The 25,054-nt window shown below is 46.8% G+C and carries 22 protein-coding genes and 1 pseudogene; 6 read left to right on the forward strand and 17 right to left on the reverse strand.

Annotation, left to right across the window (positions count from 1 at the left end):
- Positions 1–12: 12 nt before the first annotated feature.
- The 6 genes from ABEW73_RS19155 to ABEW73_RS19180 form a co-directional block, all read right to left on the reverse strand.
- Positions 13–900 carry a carbohydrate ABC transporter permease gene (locus tag ABEW73_RS19155; protein WP_430166065.1) on the reverse strand — a complete coding sequence of 296 codons (888 nt, stop codon included), beginning with the start codon at positions 898–900 and terminating at the stop codon, positions 13–15.
- A gap of 20 nt (positions 901–920) precedes the next feature.
- Positions 921–1,811 carry an ABC transporter permease gene (locus ABEW73_RS19160; protein ID WP_430166066.1) on the reverse strand — a complete coding sequence of 297 codons (891 nt, stop codon included), beginning with the start codon at positions 1,809–1,811 and terminating at the stop codon, positions 921–923.
- An 82-nt stretch (positions 1,812–1,893) separates the two neighbouring features.
- On the reverse strand, positions 1,894–3,618 hold the full coding sequence (locus ABEW73_RS19165) for an extracellular solute-binding protein (RefSeq protein WP_430166068.1): 1,725 nt from the start codon (positions 3,616–3,618) through the stop codon (positions 1,894–1,896).
- Between the two features lie 118 nt (positions 3,619–3,736).
- Complete coding sequence (locus ABEW73_RS19170; protein ID WP_430166069.1) at positions 3,737–5,080, reverse strand: response regulator transcription factor; 1,344 nt, start codon at positions 5,078–5,080, stop codon at positions 3,737–3,739.
- Positions 5,065–6,828 (reverse strand): sensor histidine kinase, encoded by a 1,764-nt coding sequence (locus ABEW73_RS19175; RefSeq protein ID WP_430166071.1) that lies wholly within the window; start codon positions 6,826–6,828, stop codon positions 5,065–5,067. Before ABEW73_RS19175 ends, ABEW73_RS19170 begins: the two co-directional genes overlap by 16 nt.
- Before the next feature lie 193 nt (positions 6,829–7,021).
- The gene (locus ABEW73_RS19180) at positions 7,022–7,804 is read right to left on the reverse strand and encodes a phytanoyl-CoA dioxygenase family protein (protein WP_430166073.1); all 783 of its coding nucleotides are present in this window, start codon (positions 7,802–7,804) and stop codon (positions 7,022–7,024) included.
- A gap of 124 nt (positions 7,805–7,928) precedes the next feature.
- Between ABEW73_RS19180 and ABEW73_RS19185 the strand changes: the two genes are divergently transcribed.
- Entirely contained in the window at positions 7,929–8,816 is an 888-nt protein-coding gene (locus ABEW73_RS19185) for a helix-turn-helix domain-containing protein (RefSeq protein ID WP_430166075.1), read from the forward strand.
- Positions 8,817–9,051: 235 nt separating this feature from the next.
- Here ABEW73_RS19185 and ABEW73_RS19190 read toward each other — a convergent pair.
- Positions 9,052–9,330: pseudogene (locus ABEW73_RS19190) on the reverse strand (siderophore biosynthesis protein); the annotation flags it as partial.
- 184 nt (positions 9,331–9,514) lie between these two features.
- On the opposite strand from ABEW73_RS19190, the gene ABEW73_RS19195 reads away from it, so the two are divergent.
- The 3 genes from ABEW73_RS19195 (at position 9,515) to ABEW73_RS19205 (ending at position 12,438) form a co-directional block, all read left to right on the forward strand.
- A complete protein-coding gene (locus ABEW73_RS19195; RefSeq protein WP_430166077.1) occupies positions 9,515–10,165 on the forward strand; it encodes a hypothetical protein in 651 nt (216 codons plus the stop codon).
- Positions 10,166–10,262: 97 nt separating this feature from the next.
- A complete protein-coding gene (locus ABEW73_RS19200; protein ID WP_430166079.1) occupies positions 10,263–10,748 on the forward strand; it encodes a hypothetical protein in 486 nt (161 codons plus the stop codon).
- A 229-nt stretch (positions 10,749–10,977) separates the two neighbouring features.
- Positions 10,978–12,438, forward strand: a complete 1,461-nt coding sequence (locus tag ABEW73_RS19205; RefSeq protein ID WP_430166080.1) for an alpha/beta fold hydrolase — start codon at positions 10,978–10,980, stop codon at positions 12,436–12,438.
- A 67-nt stretch (positions 12,439–12,505) separates the two neighbouring features.
- Here ABEW73_RS19205 and ABEW73_RS19210 read toward each other — a convergent pair whose 3' ends face one another.
- Both ABEW73_RS19210 and ABEW73_RS19215 read right to left on the reverse strand, forming a co-directional pair.
- A complete protein-coding gene (locus tag ABEW73_RS19210) occupies positions 12,506–13,510 on the reverse strand; it encodes a MerR family transcriptional regulator (protein ID WP_430166082.1) in 1,005 nt (334 codons plus the stop codon).
- 121 nt (positions 13,511–13,631) lie between these two features.
- Complete coding sequence (locus tag ABEW73_RS19215; protein ID WP_430166083.1) at positions 13,632–14,081, reverse strand: DUF1569 domain-containing protein; 450 nt, start codon at positions 14,079–14,081, stop codon at positions 13,632–13,634.
- Positions 14,082–14,307: 226 nt separating this feature from the next.
- On the opposite strand from ABEW73_RS19215, the gene ABEW73_RS19220 reads away from it, so the two are divergent.
- The gene (locus tag ABEW73_RS19220; protein WP_430166085.1) at positions 14,308–15,210 is read left to right on the forward strand and encodes an ABC transporter ATP-binding protein; all 903 of its coding nucleotides are present in this window, start codon (positions 14,308–14,310) and stop codon (positions 15,208–15,210) included.
- Positions 15,185–15,919, forward strand: coding sequence for a hypothetical protein (locus ABEW73_RS19225; RefSeq protein WP_430166087.1), 735 nt, complete (start codon positions 15,185–15,187; stop codon positions 15,917–15,919). Before ABEW73_RS19220 ends, ABEW73_RS19225 begins: the two co-directional genes overlap by 26 nt.
- A 920-nt stretch (positions 15,920–16,839) precedes the next feature.
- Here ABEW73_RS19225 and ABEW73_RS19230 read toward each other — a convergent pair.
- The 8 genes from ABEW73_RS19230 to ABEW73_RS19265 form a co-directional block, all read right to left on the reverse strand.
- The gene (locus ABEW73_RS19230) at positions 16,840–17,409 is read right to left on the reverse strand and encodes a hypothetical protein (RefSeq protein WP_430206393.1); all 570 of its coding nucleotides are present in this window, start codon (positions 17,407–17,409) and stop codon (positions 16,840–16,842) included.
- Between the two features lie 23 nt (positions 17,410–17,432).
- The gene (locus ABEW73_RS19235; RefSeq protein WP_430166091.1) at positions 17,433–17,843 is read right to left on the reverse strand and encodes a hypothetical protein; all 411 of its coding nucleotides are present in this window, start codon (positions 17,841–17,843) and stop codon (positions 17,433–17,435) included.
- Positions 17,844–18,132: 289 nt separating this feature from the next.
- Positions 18,133–18,771, reverse strand: coding sequence for an RNA ligase family protein (locus tag ABEW73_RS19240; RefSeq protein WP_430166093.1), 639 nt, complete (start codon positions 18,769–18,771; stop codon positions 18,133–18,135).
- 14 nt (positions 18,772–18,785) lie between these two features.
- A complete protein-coding gene (locus ABEW73_RS19245; protein ID WP_430166095.1) occupies positions 18,786–19,745 on the reverse strand; it encodes an AAA family ATPase in 960 nt (319 codons plus the stop codon).
- Between the two features lie 366 nt (positions 19,746–20,111).
- Positions 20,112–21,242 carry a GntR family transcriptional regulator gene (locus ABEW73_RS19250; RefSeq protein WP_430166097.1) on the reverse strand — a complete coding sequence of 377 codons (1,131 nt, stop codon included), beginning with the start codon at positions 21,240–21,242 and terminating at the stop codon, positions 20,112–20,114.
- 119 nt (positions 21,243–21,361) lie between these two features.
- Positions 21,362–22,954, reverse strand: coding sequence for an ABC transporter substrate-binding protein (locus tag ABEW73_RS19255; RefSeq protein WP_430166099.1), 1,593 nt, complete (start codon positions 22,952–22,954; stop codon positions 21,362–21,364).
- 63 nt (positions 22,955–23,017) lie between these two features.
- A complete protein-coding gene (locus ABEW73_RS19260; protein ID WP_430166101.1) occupies positions 23,018–23,914 on the reverse strand; it encodes a carbohydrate ABC transporter permease in 897 nt (298 codons plus the stop codon).
- Positions 23,915–23,952: 38 nt separating this feature from the next.
- On the reverse strand, positions 23,953–24,912 hold the full coding sequence (locus ABEW73_RS19265; RefSeq protein ID WP_076323274.1) for an ABC transporter permease: 960 nt from the start codon (positions 24,910–24,912) through the stop codon (positions 23,953–23,955).
- Positions 24,913–25,054: the final 142 nt, after the last annotated feature.

A 25,054-nucleotide genomic window follows, 5' to 3' on the forward strand; every position in this document is an offset into this window, starting at 1 on the left:
TTTTGTAAGCACTTATTCTTTGACGCTTCCGACCGTCATCCCTTTGACAAAATACTTTTGCAGGAACGGATACACGACCATGATCGGCAGCGCGCCCATGAATATTTGGGCAGTGCGGAGCGTTTTCTCACTCAAATTCTCCATCGCCTTGATCTGCTCGATCGATATCGAAGTCATTTGGGAATTGATTGACATGATGAGTGTAGACAAATAGGTTTGCAGCGGATATTTATCCGGCGAATTCAAGTATAGAATTCCGTCGAACCAAGCATTCCAGTGTCCCACGATGGTAAACAAGCCAATCGTTGCAATGGACGGCAGTGAAACCGGCAGGTAGATACGCCATAATATTCGCCAGTGTCCGGCGCCGTCAATCGTTGCCGCCTCCTCCAGTTCCTTCGGGATCGTTCTGAAGAAGTTCAGCATCAGAACCATGTTCCATACATTGAGTGCCCCAGGCAGAATCAGAGCCCATACGGAGTCAATCAAGCCGGTATTCTTCACGATCATGTAAGTGGGAATCAAGCCCCCGCCGAAAAACATGGTAATGGCAAAAAACCACACGTACGGTGTTCGGAACTTAAATTGATGATTTGATTTCGATAAGGGATACGCGGTGATAAATACCAAAAACATATTCACTGCCGTTCCTAACACCACCCGCGTTAGCGAAACCCGGAACGATCGAAAAAACTCGACCTTTTCGCCTAAGTACCGGTAAGCATCCAAGTTAAGGCCGACCGGCCAGAGCCTCACTTCCCCCGCCATCGCTGCTGTATTCGAGCTTAACGAAATCGAGAGCAAATGAATGAACGGAATAATACCGAGCAAGGTGATTGCGGATAGAACCAGCGTATTCACGATTACAAACAGCCTTCTGCTGATCGTTGGTTTGTGCATTTTCCTACCTCCACTCCAGCCTAAAAGATCCGATAATTGTTATATTTATAAGCCGCATAGTACGTCACAGCCACGAGAGCCAGAGAGATGATGGATTTAAAGAAGCCGACCGCGGCGGCAGGTCCGAATTGCTGACTGAACATTCCGAGCCTATAGACGAAGGTATCGATAATATCCGCACCCTCATAAACCGTCGGGTTGTACATAATCAGAATCTGTTCGAAACCGGCGTTGAGAATGCCGCCAAGACTTAATACACCCAGCAGGATGAGGATCGGTGCCATGCCCGGGAGCGTGATATGAATCATCTGCTTCCATCTTCCCGCTCCGTCTACTTCAGCAGCTTCATACAGCGTTGCATGGATTCCTGTTATGGCTGCGAGCATAACAATCATGTTATAGCCCATCCCTTTCCATACGTCCGAACCGATGATGATTCCACGGAACCAGTGGTTATCCAGCATGAACATGATCGGTTCCATATCCAGTGCGCCCAACAAGCCGTTTACTGGACCATTCAACGAAAACAGTTCGATGATGACGCCGCCAAGCACCGTCCAGGACAGAAAGAATGGCAGGAAGATGGCGGATTGGATAAAACGCGAGAACCATCTCCGGGTGACTTCGTTGAGAAGCAGTGCCAGAATCAGAGGCACCAGTAAAAACAAAATCATTTTAAATACCGAAATGACAATGGTGTTCCACAGTACCTGCTTGAAATCGGGCAGTTCAAATACATATCGGAAATTATCAAAGCCAACGAAATCCGAGTGGAAGAACCCGGCCAGCGGCTCAAACTGTTGAAAAGCCATCACGAGGCCGGCCATAGGTCCATAAGCATAAATCAATGTGACGATAACTCCAGGCAGCAACATCAAATGCAGCAAATATTCTTTTTTTAGCGTTCTCACAGATGAACCTCCCCGTCCATTTAAAACGGGAGGAATCTGCCAACTTCCAAAAGGCACACCCTCCCGTTCCATCATTCAAAGATTATTTGGCACTCTGCTGGCCGTACCAATCGTTGACCTCTTGCGTAATCTGATCGCCGCCAAGCGACTTCCAGCTCTGAACGAATTTATCGAATTCATCCAGCGAAGCCCCCATGACGATCTTGGTGAAGGTTTCCTGCATCAGTTTATCGAGCTGGGATCCCTTCTCCACTTGCGTTGCCGTGGGAAGGCCGTAGAATTCATTATTCACATAAGCCTGACTCTCTTTGATTTGCCGCGTCGTTCCCCAGCCGCCGTCTTTTGCCGCCCGACTAAAATACTGGCCCCAATTTACGCCTTTCGAGGCATCTGCGGTATTACCCGCAAGGTAATCCTTCGTTGCTTTGAAGACGTCCGCCACATTTTTGTAGTTCTCGTCATCCAGCGTAATTTCCGATTGGTTCGCATCAAGCGCTTTGTTAACTTCCGTATAGATCGTATCGATTTGGGCCGGATTATAAATTCGTGGAACGAACCAATTGTATACATATCCTTTTTCCGCTTTATTCTGATCCATGTACTTCTTGTTGCCCACCTCGATATAGAAGTTGATCATCTTAATGGCGGCTTCCGGATTCTTCATTTTTTTGTTCACGACCACGAGCTTGTTGCTGCGGATCTTAGGCACCATGGACTTGCCGGGTCCATCCAGTCCAGGTATCTGAAGGGCAATCCATTCTGCTTTAGGATCTTTATCGACATTGAGATTCAATGGCCAGTTCGGATACCACCATTCCCCGTAGGAAATGCCGACCTTGCCTGCGGTAATATCTTCAACGGACTTGTTCTCGTCCTTCAAGGCAAATTCCTTATCCAGAATCCCCTCCTTGTACCAGGACTGCAGCTTGCCCAGCGCGGTCTTTACTTCCGGCTGAATGAGTCCAGGTACAAGCTTGCCGCTGTCATCCTTAATCCAGGCCGACTGGTTGTCCCCGATGGACGGATATGCGCCAAATCCATTGAAGAAACCTCTCAGGTCAAATCCCCAGAAGAATAGATTCTTCTGCATCGCGATACCGTATGTGTCATTTTTACCGTTTTGGTCCGGATCCTGCTGCACGAAGGCCCTTGCAACCTGTTCCAGCTCATCCATGGTTTGCGGCGGCTGCAAATTCAGGTTGTCGAGCCAGTCCTTGCGGATCCAGAGCAGTTGGGTCGACAGGAACGGATCCTCAAATCCGGGAATCGCCAGCAGCTTTCCTTCTGACGTAAACGTCTTCATCGCAAAGCCGCCGTCAGACTCCATGTATTTTTTCAGTGCCGGTGAAGCATAGTCGTTGTAAGCCTGGGTTAGATCGGCTAGCATCCCCTGTTTCTTCAACTTCTCGAAGTTCTTCTGGTCCAGTTCCATAATATCCGGCAGATCCGCCGAAGCCATGGCTAACGAAAACTTCTGTTCGAACTGGCTCGAAGGCACCGTCCATTTGTACTGAACCTCAATGTTCAGCATGTCTTTGAGATCTTTAAAGTAAGCATTCTGTTCAGGTGTAATCCCTTGAGGCGTCCGCGGGTCCTCCGGCGGATTGTAGCCGAGCACTTGCGTGACCGTCACCGTTTCAGGATATTTGCCGAGAGGTTCGGGTGGTGCAGTATTGGTTTTTGCATCCTCGGTAGAGGATTTGGCCGGCGTCCCCTCAGATTCTGTTGCCTGATTCGAACATGCAGCCATTACCGAAAGCGTCATCGTGCTAATCAACATCATCTTCGCTAGCTTGATCCATCTCATGATTGCGTCCCCCTTTATCTGGCGTAATCTTCATATCTGTGCTGCTTGGTATCATTATAGATCCCGTCCGAAAGCGCTATCAATTTTAAGTTTTTTACATCGCTTTCACTTTTTTTACTTATTGGGTATTTCGGTATTCCTGAGGGGAAACCCCCATCTTTTTTTTGAAAAATGTCGTGAAATAGGACGGGGATTCGAATCCGAGCCGGGTGGCAATCTCCTGTAATTTCATGTTCGTATGCAACATCAGATGGAGCGCCCCCTCCAGCTTCTTCGCCTGGATATACTCCAGCAGGTTGTGCCCTGTCAGCTGCTTGTAGTAGCGCGAAAGATAGGACGGGTTAAAATGAACCTCCTCCGCAATGGCGGTCAAGGAGACATCCCCGGATAAATGCTCCATGATATATTTATGGATCCGGTCAATCACGTCGAATTTCATGTCATCCTGCTTGAAGAGGTCATAATCTTGGTTCGTTTCCTCAAGCTCTTTAGCCTTTTCGATGTTCACAATGACCATATTTTGTCCAAGCGCAGCCCTGCTCTGCAGCATGGATCGTAACAGATCAAGCTGCTGCCCCGAGGTATCCCACTTATCATGCAGATTGCCCGAGATCCCGAAAGAAACATAAACGCCGAGCAGTTCTTCGCATTCATTCTGAACCAGCTCCAGGATACCTCTCATATAAGACATAACCCCATGCCAATGAAGCTCATTTTCCTGTGCATCACCTCGAAAGCGATCCCGAAGTTCCACATCCGGCTGCAGCAGCCATACCTGTAAGGCATCGTCCAGAATTGCATGCTCACATGCAAATGAGTTGGGCAAATCGTTGATAAACGTCATCTGAACAGCTTGCGCCACATCCTTTGTTTTCGTCTCCGACGCACCGTCGATCCTTCCCAAGATAAAGAATGCCGGCTGGTCTATATCGATGCACAACTCCACTTCTTCATAGCGGGACTCGGACAACAAGGAACGGGCGGCTTCTCCATTCAATAGCTTTCGTATCAGCTCCCGTTTCAGCAGAGGTTCGGCGATTTGAAAATGCACCTTTGCCTTTTCCGCCTGGATCCTGCGACGGTTTTCCTCATCAAGTTTAGAAGAAGCCACTTGGACAGCTTGGAAAATCGGATCGATTCCTTCGGTTTTCAGAATGTAGTTATCCACGTTTTTGCGCAGTGCTTCATGAACATAATCAAATTCACTATAGCCGGTCAGGAAAATGATTCGGCAATGCGGCCAATAGTATGTAATTTCATCAATCAACTGTAGCCCGTTCTTTTGGGGCATTCGTATATCGCTGACCAGGATGTCCAGCTTCACTCTCATGGCAATCTCCAGCGCTTCCTTGGAGGAATACGCTTTGCATACATCCAGATCCAATTGCGTTTGCTCCTGAAAAAGCTGAACCAAGCCGTTAACGATGACAGGTTCGTCGTCCACGATCAACAGTCTGTACATGATGATGCCTCCTCTATCCCATCGATGTTAATGATCAGATCCACCTTTAAGCCGCCATAGGCGCTGCGTGAGATGAATAATCCGCTTTCAGGCCCATATTTAAGCTGAAGCCGGTTGTTCACGTTGATCAATCCTGTTTTTTCAATATGCTTCGAATCCATAGCCAGCTTGTCCTGCAAACGCTGCAGCATCTCATTCGTTAGCAGCTTCCCGTTATCCTCCACCGTGATACGCAATTTGCCTTCCCGGTAATCGCTGCTGATATATAATTTCCCCTCCTCCATGCCGTCTTCGAACGCATGCTCAAACGCATTCTCCACGATAGGCTGTATGATGAGTCTCGGCACGGTTATAGACGGTGGGATGTCCGATATTTCCTTATGCTCATATGCAATCCGGTTCGAGAAGCGGATACCTTGAATGTCGCAGTAATCCAGCGCATGTTTGTATTCCTTATAGAAAGGCACCTCGTCGGAGCCGCTTCTCGTGATGTATTGATAGTAGCTTCCCAGCTTTTGCGAGAGCTCCGCCGCGCTATCCGAGTCTCCAACCTTGCACATCATATAAATATTGAAAAAGCTGTTATATAGAAAGTGCGGATTGATCTGGGACTGCAGCTGCTTCAGTTGCGAGTGCTGGAGTGCTATTTTTTGCTCATAGTTTTCCTCAATCGAATGTTTGAGTTTATGCGCCATCCTGTTGAATCCATTAAATACGTAATGAAACTCATCTTTGCTTCTGGACTCGATCATGATGTTCAAATTATCGGTTTCGATCATATGAAAGGCTTTAACAAGCTTGGACAGTGGCCTGTGGATCATCAGATTGACCGAGAACGAATAAAGCACCATGACGGTCACCGCCAGAATAAACAACGTATAAAACCATGTAATGAATTGGCTTAAAGGCCGCGTGATTTCATTCTGGTTCACATACATGACCAAGGACAGATCCAGCGCGCTAACTTCATTCTCGATAATAAAATAGTCTACGCCGTTCAGTTCCCCTGTCCCCGGCACACTTTGCTCCGGGCTGGGATTGTCCAGAATATGGCTCAAAATCTCGGATGACTCATCGGCCCGCAGAGCTGTCGTTAATATGGTCCCCCCTTCTTTACTCCCGAGTAATACTTCGGATTCCGGATACAACTTGGCGATTTCGCTTAAAGCCCCCAGCAGCTTGGATCGGGAAATTTCGATGTAGGACCAGATGCCGCCGTTGTTTTCGGTTTCAATCAGAAAAATCCGGTCGCCGCTTCGATAAAAAGAAGGCTTGGGCATAACCATCATCATCGAGGAGATCAGTTCCATTTCCTTATTCGGTGTATTGGTCACGCCCGTTGTGGTCGAGATCGTTTTCCCGATATCCTTCACGTAAACCCCGGCGTTCACGATGTACTCACTGGAAACCATGAGGGTTGCTAGCCGATCCCTGACCTGATCAATCAGCTCCACCTCTCCATAGTCCTCAAGCATACTGCCCCGAAAGCTCAGCTTCTGCAGATCCTTGTCATTCATCAGCTGCAGCTGCAAATTCCGAATAAAATACATCTCTTTATCGAGCTGCTTGGAATAGAAGGATGCGCCGGCCGTAGCAGAGTTCAAGAGGGACTCCTTCGTAACGGACATTCCCTTATAATTCAACCAAATATTCATCGAGATGAGAGGAAGTAATAATAGAATAAAAACGACGACGATTTTCTGGTACACAAACCATTTCGATGCTTTGCCCGGAGCTTGAAGTTTCATGCTTTCCCCCCATTTGGTATCAACCGATCTATTATCATCTAGTATAGGGGGGCCAGCCGGCATTACAACGAATTATTTTTACATTGTTAAGTGTGAACTTGACAGGCATGAGTACCAGTCATAGAAAAAAGCCCCGTTGAGGGGCTTTAAGCTGGTCTAGAATTCAGCATTTGGAATCGGTACTGTTGTGTGGTCATTTCGCACGGATGATTTCATATTTTGGCTTTACATTGTTGAAATCCGGATTCATTCCGCTTACCATTAAGCCCATTCCCCAATCGAAGTGAACATCCGCGGTAGGCACATCCGCAGCGTCACGGTATTGGAACAGGATGTTTCTCCGCGTACGGTCGCTCCGGTTCACGTCCGAGCCATGAATGGTCAGGTAATTAAAGAAAAGCACATCGCCCGCCTTGGCCGGGCACGGGGTTCCCGAGGATAAGGGATACTCCTTGTGATTCAAATAATAAGCGCCGATATGCGGCAAAACGCCCTGTTTATGGGATCCCGGCACAACGCATAGGCAGCCGTTCTCCATATCGGCATCGTCCAGATGAACGCTAGCAGCTAACATGGTGTGATCGCGATGAGGGAAATATGGATAATCTTGATGCATGGGAAACGCGGCCCCGTTAGCAGGAGGCTTCACCAGCATTTTCGAGTGATGCAGCTGCACGTTCGGACCGATGATTCCGTTCAACACTTCTGTCAATCGGGGATGGATTGCGGCTCTCATGAACGCGGCATCATGGTAATGCACATCGTGAAAGCCTTTCAGAACCAGCTTCTTAAGCTGCTCAGGCGGCAGGAAGTCGCCTTGCCAGGCATGGTTTTGATCCGATTTGGCGCGTGCCGCCCTCTGGATAATCCCTTCAACTGCCGCTCTCATATCCTCTACTTCCTGTTGATTATAAACGCCTCGGACCAGCAGGTACCCATTGTCTTTGTAAAATTGCACATCCTTTTCGTCCATCATCACCATGCACCCTCTCGATATGTTATGGAATATCTAGTTTAATTATAGTAAGGGCAAGCGAAATCGTATTTGCACGGGGATGACGACGTTTTGCAAAATTACGCCAAAGGAGCTGTAAACTGCCTTGTATCGTTGGAGCAAAAGTGAGGAACGCCTTAATCGTTATGCTGGACGGCTTGAAGATGAAAGCCTCTCGTTCCTTGTGCATTACTGGGGGACCGTCAGGCATTTGACGGCTAATTCCATTCATCGCCATTCATTCTATGAGATTTGTTATGTGGACGGCGGGACCGGTGTATATACGGACGGCGATCAGATGTATCCCTTATATGAGGGGGTAGCTTTCTGTACACGCCCAGGTCGGTTACATCAGATCAAAGACGTTCACGATCTGAATCTGTTGTTCGTTGCGTTTGAAGCGATGGAGAAACCGTCAGCTCCGGATGTATCGGTGAAATACATGGAAGCGCTTGATCGATGTGCTGTTTGGACCGAGCATGCGGGCGAATCACCCGCCATCCAAATATGGAAATCCATGCTGGTCCGGTCGGAAGCCGATGACTCGCTGCCTGCATCGCTTCTGCCCAAGCTAGCGCATGTACTCCTGCAATCCTTTCCTGGACTGCTCGGGGCTTCCGGCAGCTTCGAAAGCGCTCCTCTCTTATCATCTGCGTTACAACTCATTCAAAAGGCAAAGTTGTACATAAGAGACAACCTCAGCGGGCCTGTGTCACTACCCGAAGTGGCGGCTTACCTGAATGTGTCCGAGCGGCAATTATCCCGATTGTTTGCGGAGAGCATTCATGAATCCTTTACCTCCATGGTTCGCACCGAACGGATCCGGGCAGCCGAGTTGCTGCTCCAGCACACCCAAGATCCCATCAAGGCGATTGCAGAGCGAACCGGGTTCTCATCCGTTCATTACTTCACAAGGCTGTTCACCAAGTTCAAGGGTATTCCGCCTGCCGCTTATCGAGCGAAATGGGCCTTAGAGGCGGATCAACAAGAATGATCTCTCTAAGAGATAAGCGGAAGGTTAGCAACGATACAGCAATATACGCTTTTTCATTTTCTTCCATATCAATACAAGCAGCCCTCCATTCACGAGGCTGCTTGTATTTCTAACCTGGACATTCGTCATCATTGCCATAAATGGACCAAAAGTTTCGAGACTATTCTGTTGTACTTGTCCTACTTTCCAACCATGTGTATTTTATAGATGTTAGTATATAGATCCTGCAGTCTTCTCAAGTATATTCCAAGCATATGACTGCCTTGCGCAGCTCCCTTGAGTAGAAAAGATACAACGCATCAGCCCCGTAAGCCTGAAAGTAATATCCCGTTAACCGACCTATATATGTAAAAGTCTCTCCCTCCGGCTTACGGGGCACTTGCAGAAGATTGGTCTGTTCAAACCTGAGCGAATCTTCCAGTGATTCACCCTCCTCCAGCAGATCCCGCTGTGCTTCATCCGACATAAAACCGATGTCATCCAGCAGTCCGTTGAACTCAGGAAAGCTCAATCCCCCTTGCTTACTGCAGATTCAAATCATCCTTTTAGTATTCGTTATAACATCTTCTGTCGTTTAATAGATTCTCACCATACGGGATATTCTACCATATCTCATTCCTGAGTTTGAATCCCCCACGCTTAACCACGGTGACTTGGCGTGTTATAATTCGGTTAATATGCTGGAAGGGATGAAATAAATGCTGGAACTGGAAGCGGCTTTAACTAGATTCATAGAACAACAGGACTTATATAATCGGGAATATGGGCTCTTCACCGATCATGAAATACGACAGCGGTCCGAGGTCCAGCTGCCGCCTGTGGATGACCGCATCACGCTGTCCCCTGAACTGAGCTATCTATACAGCCATTATGAGATGAATGACGCTTTGGCCGAAGGAACCCACAAAATGAAGAACGCGGCGGTTGAGATCGGTGAATCGGCTGTCATCTACTTTGTGTCTCCTGAGCATCTGGTCCGGCAGCAAATGGGCTATCGCTGGATTAACGTCGGCGGTGAAACAGCAGAATCGAACGCTTGGCCGGCTCATCACGTCGTCATTGCCAATGTAAACGATGATCCGCTGATCGTTGACGTCCAAGCGAGTGGTTCACCCATATATGCCGCATTCGAAGGCGGCGAGCCGAAGCTGATTGCGAATTCGCTTGCGGATTGCTTACACGCGCTGTCCATTCTCATTGAAGGAGCTCGTCTTTTCCAAGGGGAAATCAGCGACGAAGAAACCTATGAGACGAAACCGGAATATATCTCCCATGTGATGCCATCACTGACTGATCTTTTGGGAAACGAGCAAATGGATGCGCTTCTGGAATATTTATCGATTCAATAAAGATGTCTGACCTGCCAATTTGACCGTACCGATACAAGGCATACCGGTAGGTGCAATGGTTCCATGTGCTTAAGGAAAAATAGATAAGGAGACTCGCATGACAGGGACATTAACTCTAATTCGTTATAACGGAACCGAAAAACACGCTTTGGCCGAATCCAAAGCCTATGCAACCCGCAGCCAAGTCAATGAACGGCCGCAAATCATGCTCTGGTTCGAGACGGAAACGGAACCCGAGCCGCTCCAGTGTTTACCGGATTCGGATGAATTACTGAACAATCCGGATGCGGAGCTTACAATATATCTGGATACGTTAAAACTAGATGAGTTTGCACCGCTGGAATTTACGATTGCCCAGGGTTATAACGAGAACTCCAGAAGCCTGGATGCAAGACTGTATTATTTTGAGCACCAGGAGGTGAATGATAACCGGGGACGTATCGAGTATCGAGGAAATGGCGTATTTTACGTATATTGGACGGGTACGACGATGGACGTCAACTATTATGACGGCAGTAAGCCGGATACCCGGTTGGAGCTGGAAGGCGAGTTTACGATGGAGAAATACAAAGATTGGTTATAAAGGAAAATACATAATCCGCAGTTCCCCCCCACCCCGTAGAGCCAACATTCGTTGTGTGCTGGCTCTACGGGGTATTTTCGCATCATTACTCCATATCTCAGTTCTCTTTCAGTATCCGCGGTTAGTTATACATACGCTCATTTTTTTGTTGTTGAATGTACCCTTAGGGGAGGTTTTATACTTGCATTGTAAAAACAGCAAGAACAGAAATTGAGGAGGTTTCATCGTAATGAGAACTTTGGAAATGTGGTTTGTTATCTTTAATCTGATTATGCTAGGTTGGTTGATCTTTGCTCGGAACAAGCCGCAGCGACATCTGATCATTGGTTTCGGTATATCTGCCGTACTCCTGCTAGCGCACATTCTGATCGAAGGAATGCGTTGGCAAATGATCCCTCCCTATGCAATGACGTTTATCCCGATCATGGTGTTGGCATTAAGGTACATTCCCAAATCAAAGAAAGTCAAAAAGAAGGCATTCCCATTTAAAACCATGCTGATCGCTGCACTGGCCGTGCTGTATTCCACTATTGCGGTGACACTGCCTCTCCTGCTTCCAGTATTTAAATTTGAGAAGCCGACGGGGCCCTATAAAATAGGAACGGTGACGTATGATTGGAAAGATGGGTTGCGTGAGGAAGCGAATACGCCGACACCTGACGATAACCGTGAGTTAATGGTACAAATCTGGTACCCGGCCAATCCTTCGGCGAAAGGCAAACAAGCGCCATATGTCGCACACCCCGATATTTTCGAAGATGGATACAGCCAAGCGCTCAATATGCCTAAGCCGTTGTTTAAAAGCCTTGGACTGATTAAAACGCATGCGATCAAAGGTGCAGAACTATCGAATAAGGAAACTACCTACCCGGTTCTCCTATTCTCGCATGGATTCAATGGAGTTAAGAACCAAAACACCTTCCAGATTGAAGAGTTGGCCAGTCATGGATATATCGTAATCGGCATCGATCACACGTACTATAGCACCACTTCCGTATTCCCTGATGGTCGTGTTGTAAATTTTTCTCCTCTGGAGGATAGCGGGTACGAATACTTAGATCAATTAAATAAGGTCTGGGTGGAAGATACGATGTTTGTAATCGATCAGGTTGAGAAGCTCGTGGCAAATGATCCGGATCATCGATTTACAGGCCGTATGGATACGGACAACATTGGCATGTTTGGTCACTCCTATGGTGGGGCGACTGCCGTTCAAACCCTGTTGAAGGATCCCAGACTGAAAGCTGCCATCAACATGGACGGTGGATTATTCGGCGAACAACGTCTTCCGGAGGATGGTGTGAAGAAACCATTCCTGATGATGAGCGCTGACGACACACTGGCAGGAACCGCCAATATGAGCGATGAGAATATCGCTTCCCAAGGTACAACAAGAGAGGAATTGGACAAGTTTTTTGACGAGGTGTTATCAAGATATGAGTCTGTAGCAGCCGGCGAGAACTATTGGATGAAGATGAATAAAATGAAGCATATGGGCTTCTCCGATACGTACCTGCTTTCACCTGTGCTAGCATGGATGGAAGGGGTTGATGTGCGAAAAGCACATCGCCTGATCAACGACTACACCCTTGACTTCTTTAACCATTATTTAAAGCAGCAGCCGTTTGAATTAATAGAACAAAATATTGGAGATCATTCTTCGTTTTCACTGCAGAAAGGTGCAGACTGAATTCCAGGATGCATTTAACTTCTTAGCCGGGGCGTTATCGCCTCGGTTATTTTTTCATAATGCGTGGTCACCTATGTTCGAGCCTCCATTCGATGCCTTGAAGCAGTAAGTTGTTCCCTTTTGAGAACAAGCGGTATTCCGGGCTTAACATTGCGCACAATGTATTGAACCGTTTAATACGTTCAGTTCTAGGGCTCTTCGCATATTCCGCAAAGTAGCGAAATACATCCTCTTGGTTCATCGACTGTTCGGCGTCTGCATACAGCATGGCCGCATTCTCGACGATGGACTGCACGAAAGGGCTACCAGCTGAAAGGTTGCGCTCCAATGCTGTATTCAGCCGGTTATGGATATCCTCAATCTTCTTGGGCCATACGGAGGCACCCCATCTTGGCTGGTTGACCATATTGAAAAATAGAAATTCATCTTGGACCAGGTCCGGAATAAACTGGGGATCGTTAATTAACGCCTGTAATTCATCCCATACAAACGCTTGTTTAGCCGTTATTTTGACTTGATTCACTATATATTTATTAAAGAAATAGAGAAATGATCCTCTCCATTCCTGAGGGACTCCATCCAGAAATTTGGAATCCTCCAATTTATCCATCATAAATTGATGCCGCTTCTCACTATTGCTCGTCCGTGTCTTGACTAGGTCTTGAATATAATCTAACGAATCCTCGTCGTGTGTCTTCGCTTGACGCAAAATCGAGATCATACTCGTCAGTGTGCTAACCTGCGCCTCCAAGGACTCAATCTGCCAATCCAAGGCTGAAGCAACTTCGATTTCGCCAGCTATGAGCCTGCGTATATCATCAATTTCGAAATCTAGAAAGCGCAGCGTTGTAATGAGTTGTAAACGCCAAATATCATCCTTCGCATACTGCCGGTGCCCTCCCTCGGTGTAATTTGAGGGCTTAAGCAATCCGATCTTGTCATAGTAACGGACCGTTTTTACGGTAGAGCCCAGCAATGCAGCAACTTGTCCGATCGAATAAGTTTCGTCTTTATGTGTTACGGAATTACGGTTCCCATCTCTCTGTAAGCTGGTCTCTTTGTATGAATACACTCCACTCACCTCAATTAGATAGTATATACCATCTTAAGCCGAATGCCTTCATATGAAGCTATAGGACATGAATAGAACCGTAAAGAATTAAAAAAACCGCGAGTCTGCGGTTTCTTGAGCCTTAAACGCCAAACTGTTTCAAGTGATGGTCCAGATGCTTGTATAATCCTTTCCCCCATTGCTCCGGGGTCAATTTACCGAAGAATGCATGAGGATGCGTGGTACATCTCTCAGGTCCGTTCTTTTGAAATGCTATAATTTTTTCTTTCAATTGTTCTCTTTCCGTTTCAAATTCTCTTGGATCCGCAATCAAAATATCCGGAATAGTAGACATATTGCGAGGTAACGATTTTTCATTATAGAACACAGGTTTTGCGAAATTCCCTACCAACCTGCCTAACCAACCTCTTGGCGGGTTTGTGATTCCCATGGCGATGTCTTGGAACGCGGAGCAGTGAGACAGCATTTGAGCAACATCCATTTTTCCCCATAACGGCTGTGATTGAGCGCTTAAACTGTCAATTCGCTTTAGTATTTCGATCATATCTAAATGAGTGTACATATTATTCATGTTTGCCTCTCCCCGTAATAAAATTCATGTGTAAACACCTGATTACATTATAGCCGACCCAGCTTCGGAGATTTCTTCTTAATTGCTTTAACCCTACCTTTATCATCTATGCTTATATTCATTTCACCGTAAACAATTATAGACAAGTAAGTAAGGCACTTATATAATCATCGTATATTATTCACATTTCCATAAAATATAATTATTTCCTTAAGGAGGTATATGAATGCTACTAGACATACAACAAGTGAGTAAATCATACAAGAAAGGCTCATGGGCATTACAGGATATTAACCTGCACTTGAAGCCAGGGATCGTAGGTCTTCTAGGACCAAATGGAGCAGGTAAATCTACTCTCATGCGAATCCTCGCCACCATCTCGCAACCTTCGAGTGGAACTGTGAGTTGGAATGGGACGGATACTCGCAAAAAAAACGATGAGTTGCGTCGAACCCTCGGCTATTTACCTCAAGATTTTGGTGTGTATCCGCATTTGTACCCCGTAGAATTCCTCGAATATGTTTCTGCATTGAAAGGCTTAGACAGCCGTAAGATCAAATCTCGGATTTTAGAAATACTTGAACTATTAAATTTGCATGATACTTTAAAGCGCCCGATTGGTAACTTCTCCGGGGGTATGCGTCAACGAATTGGGATTGCTCAGGCGCTGCTCAATAATCCCCGATTGCTTATCGTTGACGAACCGACCGTAGGCCTTGACCCGGAAGAACGTGTTCGCTTTCGTAACCTTTTGACGGATTTATCAGGGGAAAGAATTATTATCTTTTCCACGCACATTGTATCTGATATAGAAGCAACTGCCGATCAGATTGTCATTTTATCGAAGGGTCAATTATTGACAAAATCAACCCCTTCAGAGCTCCTACACAAAGTACATGGTAAAGTGTGGTCTGTTATCATAGCAGATCATGACCTTCAGGAAGCCCGCGCCACATGGACAATAAGTGGTACCATTCGACGAGAGGAAGGCCTACAGCTCCGTATTGTCTCTGATCAACCGCCGCTGCCAGGCTCTATTGAAGTATCTCCAAGCCTAGAAGATGCCTATTTGTACATTAAAACTACCCAGGAGGGAACTTTTGGTGGAAGTATTCCGCACAATCTATAACATTGCACGAGCTGATCTTCTTGAGAGGATTAGACAATTTTCGTTTCTGGTCATTTTAGGGATTACGATCATGGTGGCTTACTTCTTTGTTCCACCTGTGGATAGCGGTTACGTGACGCTTTATCTGGATCATTATCGCGGGATCTACAACTCTGCTTGGGTTGGCGCATCAGTCGCCATTTCTACTACACTATTCCTTATGCTGTTTGGTTTCTATTTAGTGAAAAATAGCATACAACGTGATGAACGAACGGGTTTTGTACAAATTATCGCTTCAACCTCTGTGAGTAAGCTGAAATATTTGATCGGTAAATCAATCAGCAACTTTGCTGTTTTGTCCATTATCGTATTTGTGGTTATCTTGATGACGATCATTATGCAACAGGTGCGCGGTGAGGTTATGAAGATCGAATGGTGGAACCTGATCTCACCGTTTCTGTTCTTAACTTTTCCGATGATATCCATTGTCTCTGCTCTAGCTATATGTTTTGAAACATGGAAGGTTTTAAAAGGCGTGCTCGGTAATTTGATTTACTTTCTCATCATTATCATTTTTCTCTCGATCTCCAGCTACATCCCCTTCGGGACCAACATCATTACTGACAGCATGGTCCATGACCTCACTACGCTCCAACCGAACTATTCAGGTGATTTCGGAATCGGTATCCTGACTCTCGGCGAGAAGCCTATTCAGCTATTCGAATGGTAGCTTCAAGTCCGCGTTTTGTTTCCCGTCAGCTAACTGCCGTGTGGTTCGCAGGATTTCTACTGACGTGCATAACCGGGGGTGGCATGCTCATTCGTTTCATTTTGGAAGGTGATGTCCCGTACGTGGCACATTGGATTTCAGCTGTCTTTCTTATTCCTAGCTTTGCACTTGCCTCAGGGGTACTTACTAAAACAAACCGAACATTCGAGGTACTATATATGATCATTTGGTACATAGGCCCGTTTAACAAAATGCCGATTCTAGACTTCATGGGTACAAAGTCAACAGGAGGGGAAAACTGGGTCACCGACATAGGAATAAACTCATGGGCTTTGTGCTTCATTTATGTATTCATTAGTATCGGATTATTGACCGTAGCATATATTTCAAGAAGCCGCCTTACACGAACTATCTAAGAGATATTATATTTAGAATTCATCTTAATTCAGTCAATATTGGAGGGACTCGTTTATGGGTAAGAGATCATCTAATTCAAAGGCGGGAACAATTAAAATATTTGGTCTTATTGGACTTGTTATCGGTCTAATTTTCTTCATTTTTTCGTTTGTAGGAGTGAACATCCCTATCGTTATCAACACAACTAGTTATGAAGGGATATCATCAGCCCTTATTTTCTTGATCGGATTTCCAATTCTGTTCCTAATCATTGGAGTTATCGTCTCTATCTTTATTAGGCCTTCCAGTAAAGGGTAACACTGTTTATGGCTTGCTTGCTAGGGCAATGCATCCACTTACATATTAATTAATACTCACAATACAAGAACCTTCACTCCATTTTTTATTATACGGAGTGAAGGTTCTTGTATTTTAATACCTCTCCGCAATTCTAACGTCTCGACAATTTCATTCACAGCAGCATCCACAGATGCGTGTGTAATAAACTTAAATATTCATTCTACTCACTTGAATAGAGCCGGATAATACTTGGGGCACACACAGCGGCGGTTATTCTGCGGGGGATCGATAATCCTGTCATACAGCGGTTCCAGGATCTTCTCGACGATAACAGCAGTACTCACGACTTCGTGGGTAACGACGTGCCGATTGATGGGATCAGCAAGATGAAGCTCCAGTCTGTCCGGGTAGACCCATACGTGAACAGGTACTTCGCTAATTTCTATCCAGCCTGGCTGTTCATATTCCGGGTATGTCTGAATGCTTCTTGAATCCGGGGGATATCCATCATGAAGCGCTGGCAGCACCTTAAGCTCAATGCCCATGTGTGAGCAAACTTCTTCAAGGTCATGACGGTTGTTAATCAAAATTGCAGCCTTTAAAGCGTCTCCGTCATTGGCATGTCCGCCATAGGCGCGACAATATCTGAACACCCTCAACTGCTTGGCCCATCCCGCCAATTCTTCAGGTGTATGCCACTCATACATATACCGTTCCCAACGTTCCTCCTGAACCGAAAGAGATATAACTTCCGAGCTGGCTATCTTTTGTTTCCCCCTTCGCTTAAAAAACAATTTGATCCCCTCCACTACTCGCTCTACATCCATCTCATAAAATATCCCTTTGACACCTTCACCTGTCTTTCGCGTGCCCATGTCTCCAGCTGCCTGATCCCTTCCACCTGCTCCTCCTCGAACGTAAAACATAACTTTAGAGGTACGATTGCACGCCCTTTCGGCTTGATCCCGATTACCCGCTTCTTGTTATCGTTGATCAATAAACATGCTACAGCTTCAGCGTTTATTTCTGTACCGTTTATAACAATTCCGTCTTGATGCATTTCCATCACGCTTGGCTTCTTCACGTAGGTTCTATATACGGTGATAACGAATATGGCGGAGCAAAGAACCAGCCATACAATCCATACATAATAAAAGATGTCCTTTTCTTCATGGCCTCTTATTATGTTTCCAAGAAGAATAGCGATTAAAATCAACATCGAAAGCATCAATCTCCCCCCTGACGGAGCAGAAACTCGAAACATCCTCTTCTTATTCATCTTATCTCCTATCTTGGAATCATGATGGTTCTGTTTCTCATCCTTATGTATAGGTTCATTATACTTGAACTAACAAAATGTGGTAACCAATATGTACAAAAACAATAAAAAAAGCCCCGATGTAAGCGGCAGCTCATGTCTGTGTTATGTATCCACATATCTTATTATAAAGCAATTCGGAATTACATGATCAACACCTCATTTCTTGAAAATTATTATCGTTCACCATCTTACCGCTTTATTCACCGGCAGCCAATTGATTCGCTTCCACCGGTTTGCTTAGCCAATGCTCATCGGTTTGTACGTGATTCTCGCGCACAAACTTGGCAACGCTGCGCTTAAAATCGCCATAAGCGAATGAGGAAACCAGCCGAACCACATAACCTTCCTGTTCCCCTCCGCAGTTTGATAGCTTCGTATAACACGCTTTGGCAGCAGCCTCGTTCCAGATTCCCCGGTACAAGACAGGAACCGTTACCAGCCCCAGACGTTCCGCCCAAGCCTCTGTCTCGTCCCATGACAGGCATACATTATACTCATTCCACACGGAAAACAGCATGTAATAGGCAGGCAGCGCCGAATACGAAAGCGAGTGCTTGGCATATACGTTTTCCCCGCAGAGACGATATCCTTCCGGAATCAAAAACTGGATGCCACCATGCAGCGTCTTCACATAATGACGGGAAGGATGATCCTTGCTGTCCAGAGATCTGGCATGGATGAAATTGGGGTACATCGTGGTGTTCTCCCCGTCCATTTTCTCGGTAATGACAACTTCCTGCCCCGTAAAATGGTCAGTACTTCGTAAAATCTTATCGTCATCCGTATAACCTCTGGACCAAGGCAAATGCATCGTTTTGGGATATTTCATTTTCATCGTTGTTCACCTCCTTATTTGCCGAAGGTATCGGCTTCCGCGAAGAAATACAGCTCAGCCAGCACATCTTCGCCTAACAAATGATAGATTTTGGATGCCCCGGCATCCCCTCCATGCAAAATTTCCATATGAAAACTCACAAGTTGAACGACGTACTGAATAAATACATCATCATATCCGAGGTCCTTCAATGTATGGCAGGCAATGCTTGCCGATACATGCTCGTGCCCATAATAGGAATAGTACCCTCTTGCCTGCTTCCATACTTTGCAAAACGGCTTGCCCGCGTCATGGAACAACGCTGCTAATTGCATAGCCAGCAAATGCTCGCCTTCATAGAAAGCATTGATATATTCCAGCACGGCAAATGTGTGCTCCGACAACGTTTTGGAATGAAACGGATTCTCCTGATCATATCCCAGCATCACGTTGAAATAGGGAGATTGGGACAAGTAGCCAAATAACTCATCATGACCCGGTTTGCGTGTTAGCAGCACTTCCAGTTCTTCTCTTGTAAACTGAGTTTCGCCCTGCTCATGAACGAGATGCAGTTTGCTAAATCCTTCGCCCCTGACAGGAAATTCAAGATTCTTGGCAAATTTCGTCATGATCTTCTCATCGAGACGGCGTTTTCGTCCCTTGACTCTTTTCAGAGCCACTTCATAAGGGGTTGTGCAGATATGGCACTCCACAGGTCTATCGCCAAATCGCTTCAGGAACTTCTGTCTCCGCTCCCGGCTGACATTGGTGGCATCAAATACGACATTTCGTCCGGACGCAAGCGCCTGTTCGATCTCGGCGAAAGCTTCGTCAAATACCAGATACGTATTTTTCTGTTTGGATTCGCTTCCGAACAATCTTTCACGGATCGAGTCCGTCGCAACGATGACGGCCCGCTCGCTTTTGCATAATTGTTTGGCATAATAGCTTTTTCCGCTGCCGGGTATCCCGACCAGCATATGAATCGTACACATGTTGATCACCTCCTTTCAGGTCTTGGTTCACTTGGTGTCATGTTTATTTGTCCGGAGGGATAGACGTCTCAACCTTAACGCTTAGTTGTGTCCGGTTCAATTATCATCGCGGCATCCGCATGATCGCCGCCTTTAACGCTTTGATCCCGTTCTCATCGTTCAAATCGCCTGTTGGTCAGATAGATCTCTCAAATGGACAGCGCTTATCGAAATCCGTTCCTCTACATAATGTACCATCCTTACGAAGTGTTTGAGTAAGTAGAGAATTTTTATACTCAACTTTTACATGCCTATAAAAAGGCTGATTGTCGCAGGTAAGAAGTCCTGCATGGCAATCAGCCTTCATATCATGCTTTCATATCATATCTACTCTGTGACTTTTCCTTTCGGAGCAGGTGCAGTCGTATCACGCTCTACTAGCTTGACGGGGATCAGTGTCCGGTCCGGTGTCTGTTTCCCTCTCTCCAGCCAGTTTACAACATGTTCGGCTGCTTGGCGTCCAATCTCGTAAAAATTCTGCTCAACGGTGGTCAGCGGGATCATGACATGCTCTGTGACAGGGTTATTATCAAAGCCTATGATCGATATATCCTCCGGAATGCGGATCCCTCGTTCCAAACAGCGGTTCAGCAAGTTGGCGGCAATCAGATCATTCTCCGTCTGAACAGCCGTTACCCCCTCCGCCTGGTAAGAGTCCAGCAGCTCATTATAAAATTGCTCAAAGCCAACCTTCTCCCGATAATCCTTCATATTCAGCCTGATATAACGGCTATCGACGGGAAGCCCGTGGTCCTTCAGCGCTTGGCAGTATCCGAAATAGCGGTTGCGCACCGAAGAGGTCGATTCAATGCTGACCGCTGTCAGAAACGCAATCTTTCGATGACCGAGCTCAATCAGCCTGGATACGGCTTGATAGGAACCGCCCAAATTGTCGGAAACCACCGCCCCTAACGGCAGACTGTCAAAATATTTATCGATGGTTACGATCGGATAATCTTCGAGGCATAGTCGATGCAGAATGTCGTAGTTCGTCTGATCGTTCCGCGGATACAATATGATGGCCGCAATGCCCTTTCGGGTCAACATTTCCAGCAGATCGCGTTCTTTCTGGGAATCATAATCACTTTGGTGAATGCTCAAATAGTAGCCATTCGCGTTCAGCCAGTCCGAAGCTCCGCGAATATATCCCATCGTACCGCGGTCGTCTTCGGAAGGCAGGATAAGCGATATCATTTTATCTGTTCCAACCGACCGCTGCTCCTGTCCACGTTGTCGTGGTTTAACAAAACTGCCGCTTCCCTTGACGCGGTAGATAAACCCGTCCCGCTCCAGCTCCTCGAGCGCTCTTCTTGTTGTAATACGGCTCACGCCGAAGGTGGAGCTCAGCTCGGCCTCCGTGGGAAGCTGGGCTTCAGGAGAATAGTGGCCCGATGAAATTTGCGATTTCAGCTCGTCCATCATCACACGGTACAGCGGAGGTTTATTGTCTTTGGTCAACTTGGTTCTCATCCCATCTTTATCTATTTTCCAGTGTTAATCTTGTCGTACTAAAATTATAGCGTTTGCATCATTGGCATGTAAACCGCTCCTTTCATCCGTTCTTTGCACCATTTCGATTACTTCACATTTGAATAACGTTCATACTGCGCTCGTTTGATTTCCAAGTAGCTCTGGGCTCCCATTTTGTCCAGGGTCTTTACGTAGTTATCCCAGTCCGTGTCCAGGCTGGCTTTCCCCGTCACAAACTTCACCCGCATCTCCTCAATGTATTTATTAATGTCGGTCAGGATCGCGCTGCTTTGATTGGCTTCGTCATCCGTGGGAACAAAATCCGGCCAAAGCTCTTTGGGCGCAAGCTCATCAAGCTCTGCAGGATCCGCCTTGATCTCGTCAGCCACCGTCGTCCCGCGCGCCGCCATCCGCAAATCGTCGTCAGGTTCAACATATGGATAATAAGCACCATACACATTATCGACATATTGGAAAGCGCCCAGCTGTACACCGCCCTTGTAGTTTAAAATCTCGTCCTTGTATTTCGGTTTGCCGTCAACCATTTCATAGGTTTCGCCCTCAAGTCCAAAGGTGGCAAAGTGTATCCCTTCCTCCCCATAGAAATAATCGATCCACTTGATGGTTTCAACCGGGGATTTGTTTTTGTTCGTTATGACGAAACCGAAGATTCCTTTTGCCGGCGGCCCCAACACCCCCGCGACCTTATCCCCGTTCGGCCCCTCGAGGGCATGAATGCCCACATAGTTTTCAGCTGCATCCTTCCCGATATATCCCGGACCTTCCCATACAAACGAACCGATCAGATTGTTGGAACCGTCCGTAGACCACTTCGCATAATCATAGCCTGTCGTGAAATTTTGTTGGGCCAACGACCCGTCCTTATACAGATCGCTCATGTAGCGGAGCAGCTCTCTATACTTCGGATCATTAAACGTCGTCTTGACCTGTCCGTCCGCGTCTTTATATAGATATTGACCGAATGCCTTAGCACCGCCTTCCCCCATACCGAAGCTGCCAGCCAGGAAGCTCTCCAGGAAGGTCCAATAGGAAGACTCGAGCACCCAGCCCAGACGCGAGCTGTCCTTCTCACGCACCTTTTTCAGCGCCTGGCGAAACTCCTCGGTCGTCTTTGGAACATCAAGTCCCACTTCATCCAGCCACCCCTTGTGGATATACAGGCGAACGGAATTGAACGCTTTAGAGAAATCGACGTAAGGCAGGGCATAAATATGTCCGTCCGACATCGTGATCGCTCCCTTAATATCCGGATTGTCCTTAAGGAGTTTGTTCAAGTTCGGCGCATGCTGTTCAATCAGGTCTTCGAGCGGAACAAACAAGCCCTGTTTGCCATATTTCATCAGTTCGTCGGTGCCGAAAGCAATGCGATAGAATGCATCCGGCAGGTCGTTGGAGCCGAGCATGACATTTTTCCTTTCGGTTACGGCGGAGCCCGCCAACTCCTCAAATTCGACTTGAATGCCGGACATTTCTTCGTATTTTTGCCACATCCATAATTGATCGGCCGGAGGATGCACATCGGTATACCCGCGCTTGACGATCCTTAATTTGATACTGCCGGGATCTCCGTCCGTTCCGGCTGGTTCCGGCTCCGCCTTTCCCCCCGAACCGCTGCAGGCGGAAAGCGTAAGCGAGAACGTCATCGTTAAGGCAAGCAGAAGATTCATTCCTTTTCTCATATCCATATCCCCTCTTTCCATGATTATGAGTTCCAAGCGGTAATGACCGCTTCCATATCGGATTTACCCTTTGATAGCTCCCACCATGATGCCTTTCTCAAAGAAACGCGACAGCAGCGGATACAACAGGAGCAGCGGCAGTGCGGATAATACGACGATCGCATATTTCAGGCCTTCCTTGACCATCATCTGATCCGCATATTCGGCACCGACCGATATTCCGGCCATTTCCTTAAAGTCGTTCTGAACCAGTATTTCTCTTAAAATCAGCTGCAGCGGAAATTTATTCCGATCCGTCAAATAAATCATAGCGTCAAAATAAGAGTTCCAGTGGCCGACCCCGTAGAACAGGATCATTACGGCAATGATCGGCATGGACAAAGGCAGGACAATTCGGTATAGCATATGAAAATCATTGCAGCCGTCGACGTAGGCGCTCTCTTCGAGTTCCACCGGAATCCGGGTCTGGAAGTAGGTTCGCATAATAATCATGTTGTAGGCGCTGATCGCACCAGGCAGTACCAAGGCCCACATCGTATTCAGCAAACCAAGCTCCTTGTTTACCAAATAAAGAGGGATCAGCCCACCACCGAAAAACATGGTAAAAGCAAACAGCAGCGTAAACAGTCCCTTGCCGTAAAAGCGCTTTCTAGAGAGCGGATAAGCGCCAAATACCGTCATCATAATATTGATCGCAGTCCCGATGAAGGCGTACAGGAGCGTATTTGCATACCCTCTCCAGATCTCGCTGTTCTCGAACACTTTGGCATAACTGTCCAGATTGAAGCCAGCCGGGAACAGCAGCAGCGGCTTGTCCCATATTTGGCGCGGATCGGAAAATGAAGCAAACAAGACAAAGAGGAGCGGGTACAAAATGACGATGATCACGAGGACGGATAGCACTAAAATGATGATATCGGCCAGCTTTTCTCCAGGCGTTCGTTTGATGTTCAGCAGCACTTCTTACGTTCCCTCCTTAATCCTGCATGGACGAGCCTTTACCATAAGCTGGTCTCCCCCGCCTTGCGTGCAACCGCATTGACGATGATCAGGATGATAAAATTGATCACATTGTTGAAGAGGCCCACGGCCGCGGAAAAGCTGTACTGGGTGTTAAGCAGCCCGCTCTTGTACATGTAAGTGGAGATCACCTCGGATGTTTCCAGGTTCATCGGGTTTTGCATCAACAGTATTTTCTCGAAGCCGACACTCATGATGCCGCCAGCGCTCAGAATGGACAAAATTACGATGGTTGGAACGATACCTGGAATCGTAATATGCCAAATTCGCCGAAATTTGCTGGCCCCGTCCATATAAGCCGCCTCGTACAGGTCAGGCGAGATGCCTGAGATGGCAGCGCTGTAGATAAGCGAAGACCAGCCAACTCCTTGCCATACGCCCGACCAGACGTACAGGTGCCAGAATTTCGATGGCTCTGCCAGATAGTCGACCGGTTCTCTCCCCAGGGAAACAAGGATGGAGTTGAAAACGCCATTCGTTGGCGAGATGAAGAAGAACAAAATACCGACCGCGACCACAACCGAAATGAAGTGCGGGGCGTAGGAGATGCTTTGGGCGAATGAGCGGAATTTACGATTTCGAATCTCGTTGAACAAAAGCGCAAGCAAGATTGGTGCAGGAATGCCGACCAGCAGTCCATATAAACTGATCCCGATGGTATTCTTCAGAATCGTCCAGAAATAATAAGCGTCAAAAAGCCGCTCGAAGTGCTCAAATCCGACCCATGGACTGTTCCAAATGCCAAGGCCGGGCATAAAATCCTTGAACGCGATCTGAACGCCGTACATCGGCCAATAATGCCAAATCAAAAAATAAAGCACCGCCGGCGAGATAATGATGTACAGCCCGATATTTCGCTTAAGCTGCCTTTTAATATGCGTCCATTTGTTGGACTTTGGAGCGGGCTGTGGGGATGCCGAGTTTAATCGGGCGTCCATGCTTTGTCATGACCTCCTTTTTCTCGAACAAATTGCGTAAGCAAATATTAGCCATGTTGGGCGACTAATTTCTGCTTACTTTGGTAATGCACCACCTCCTTCTCAACAACTTGTATTAACTTTTACTTTAAATTCAATTATT

This window comes from Paenibacillus lautus (genome assembly GCF_050482385.1).
In the GTDB taxonomy this organism is placed as follows: Bacteria; Bacillota; Bacilli; order Paenibacillales; family Paenibacillaceae; genus Paenibacillus_AQ; species Paenibacillus_AQ lautus_B.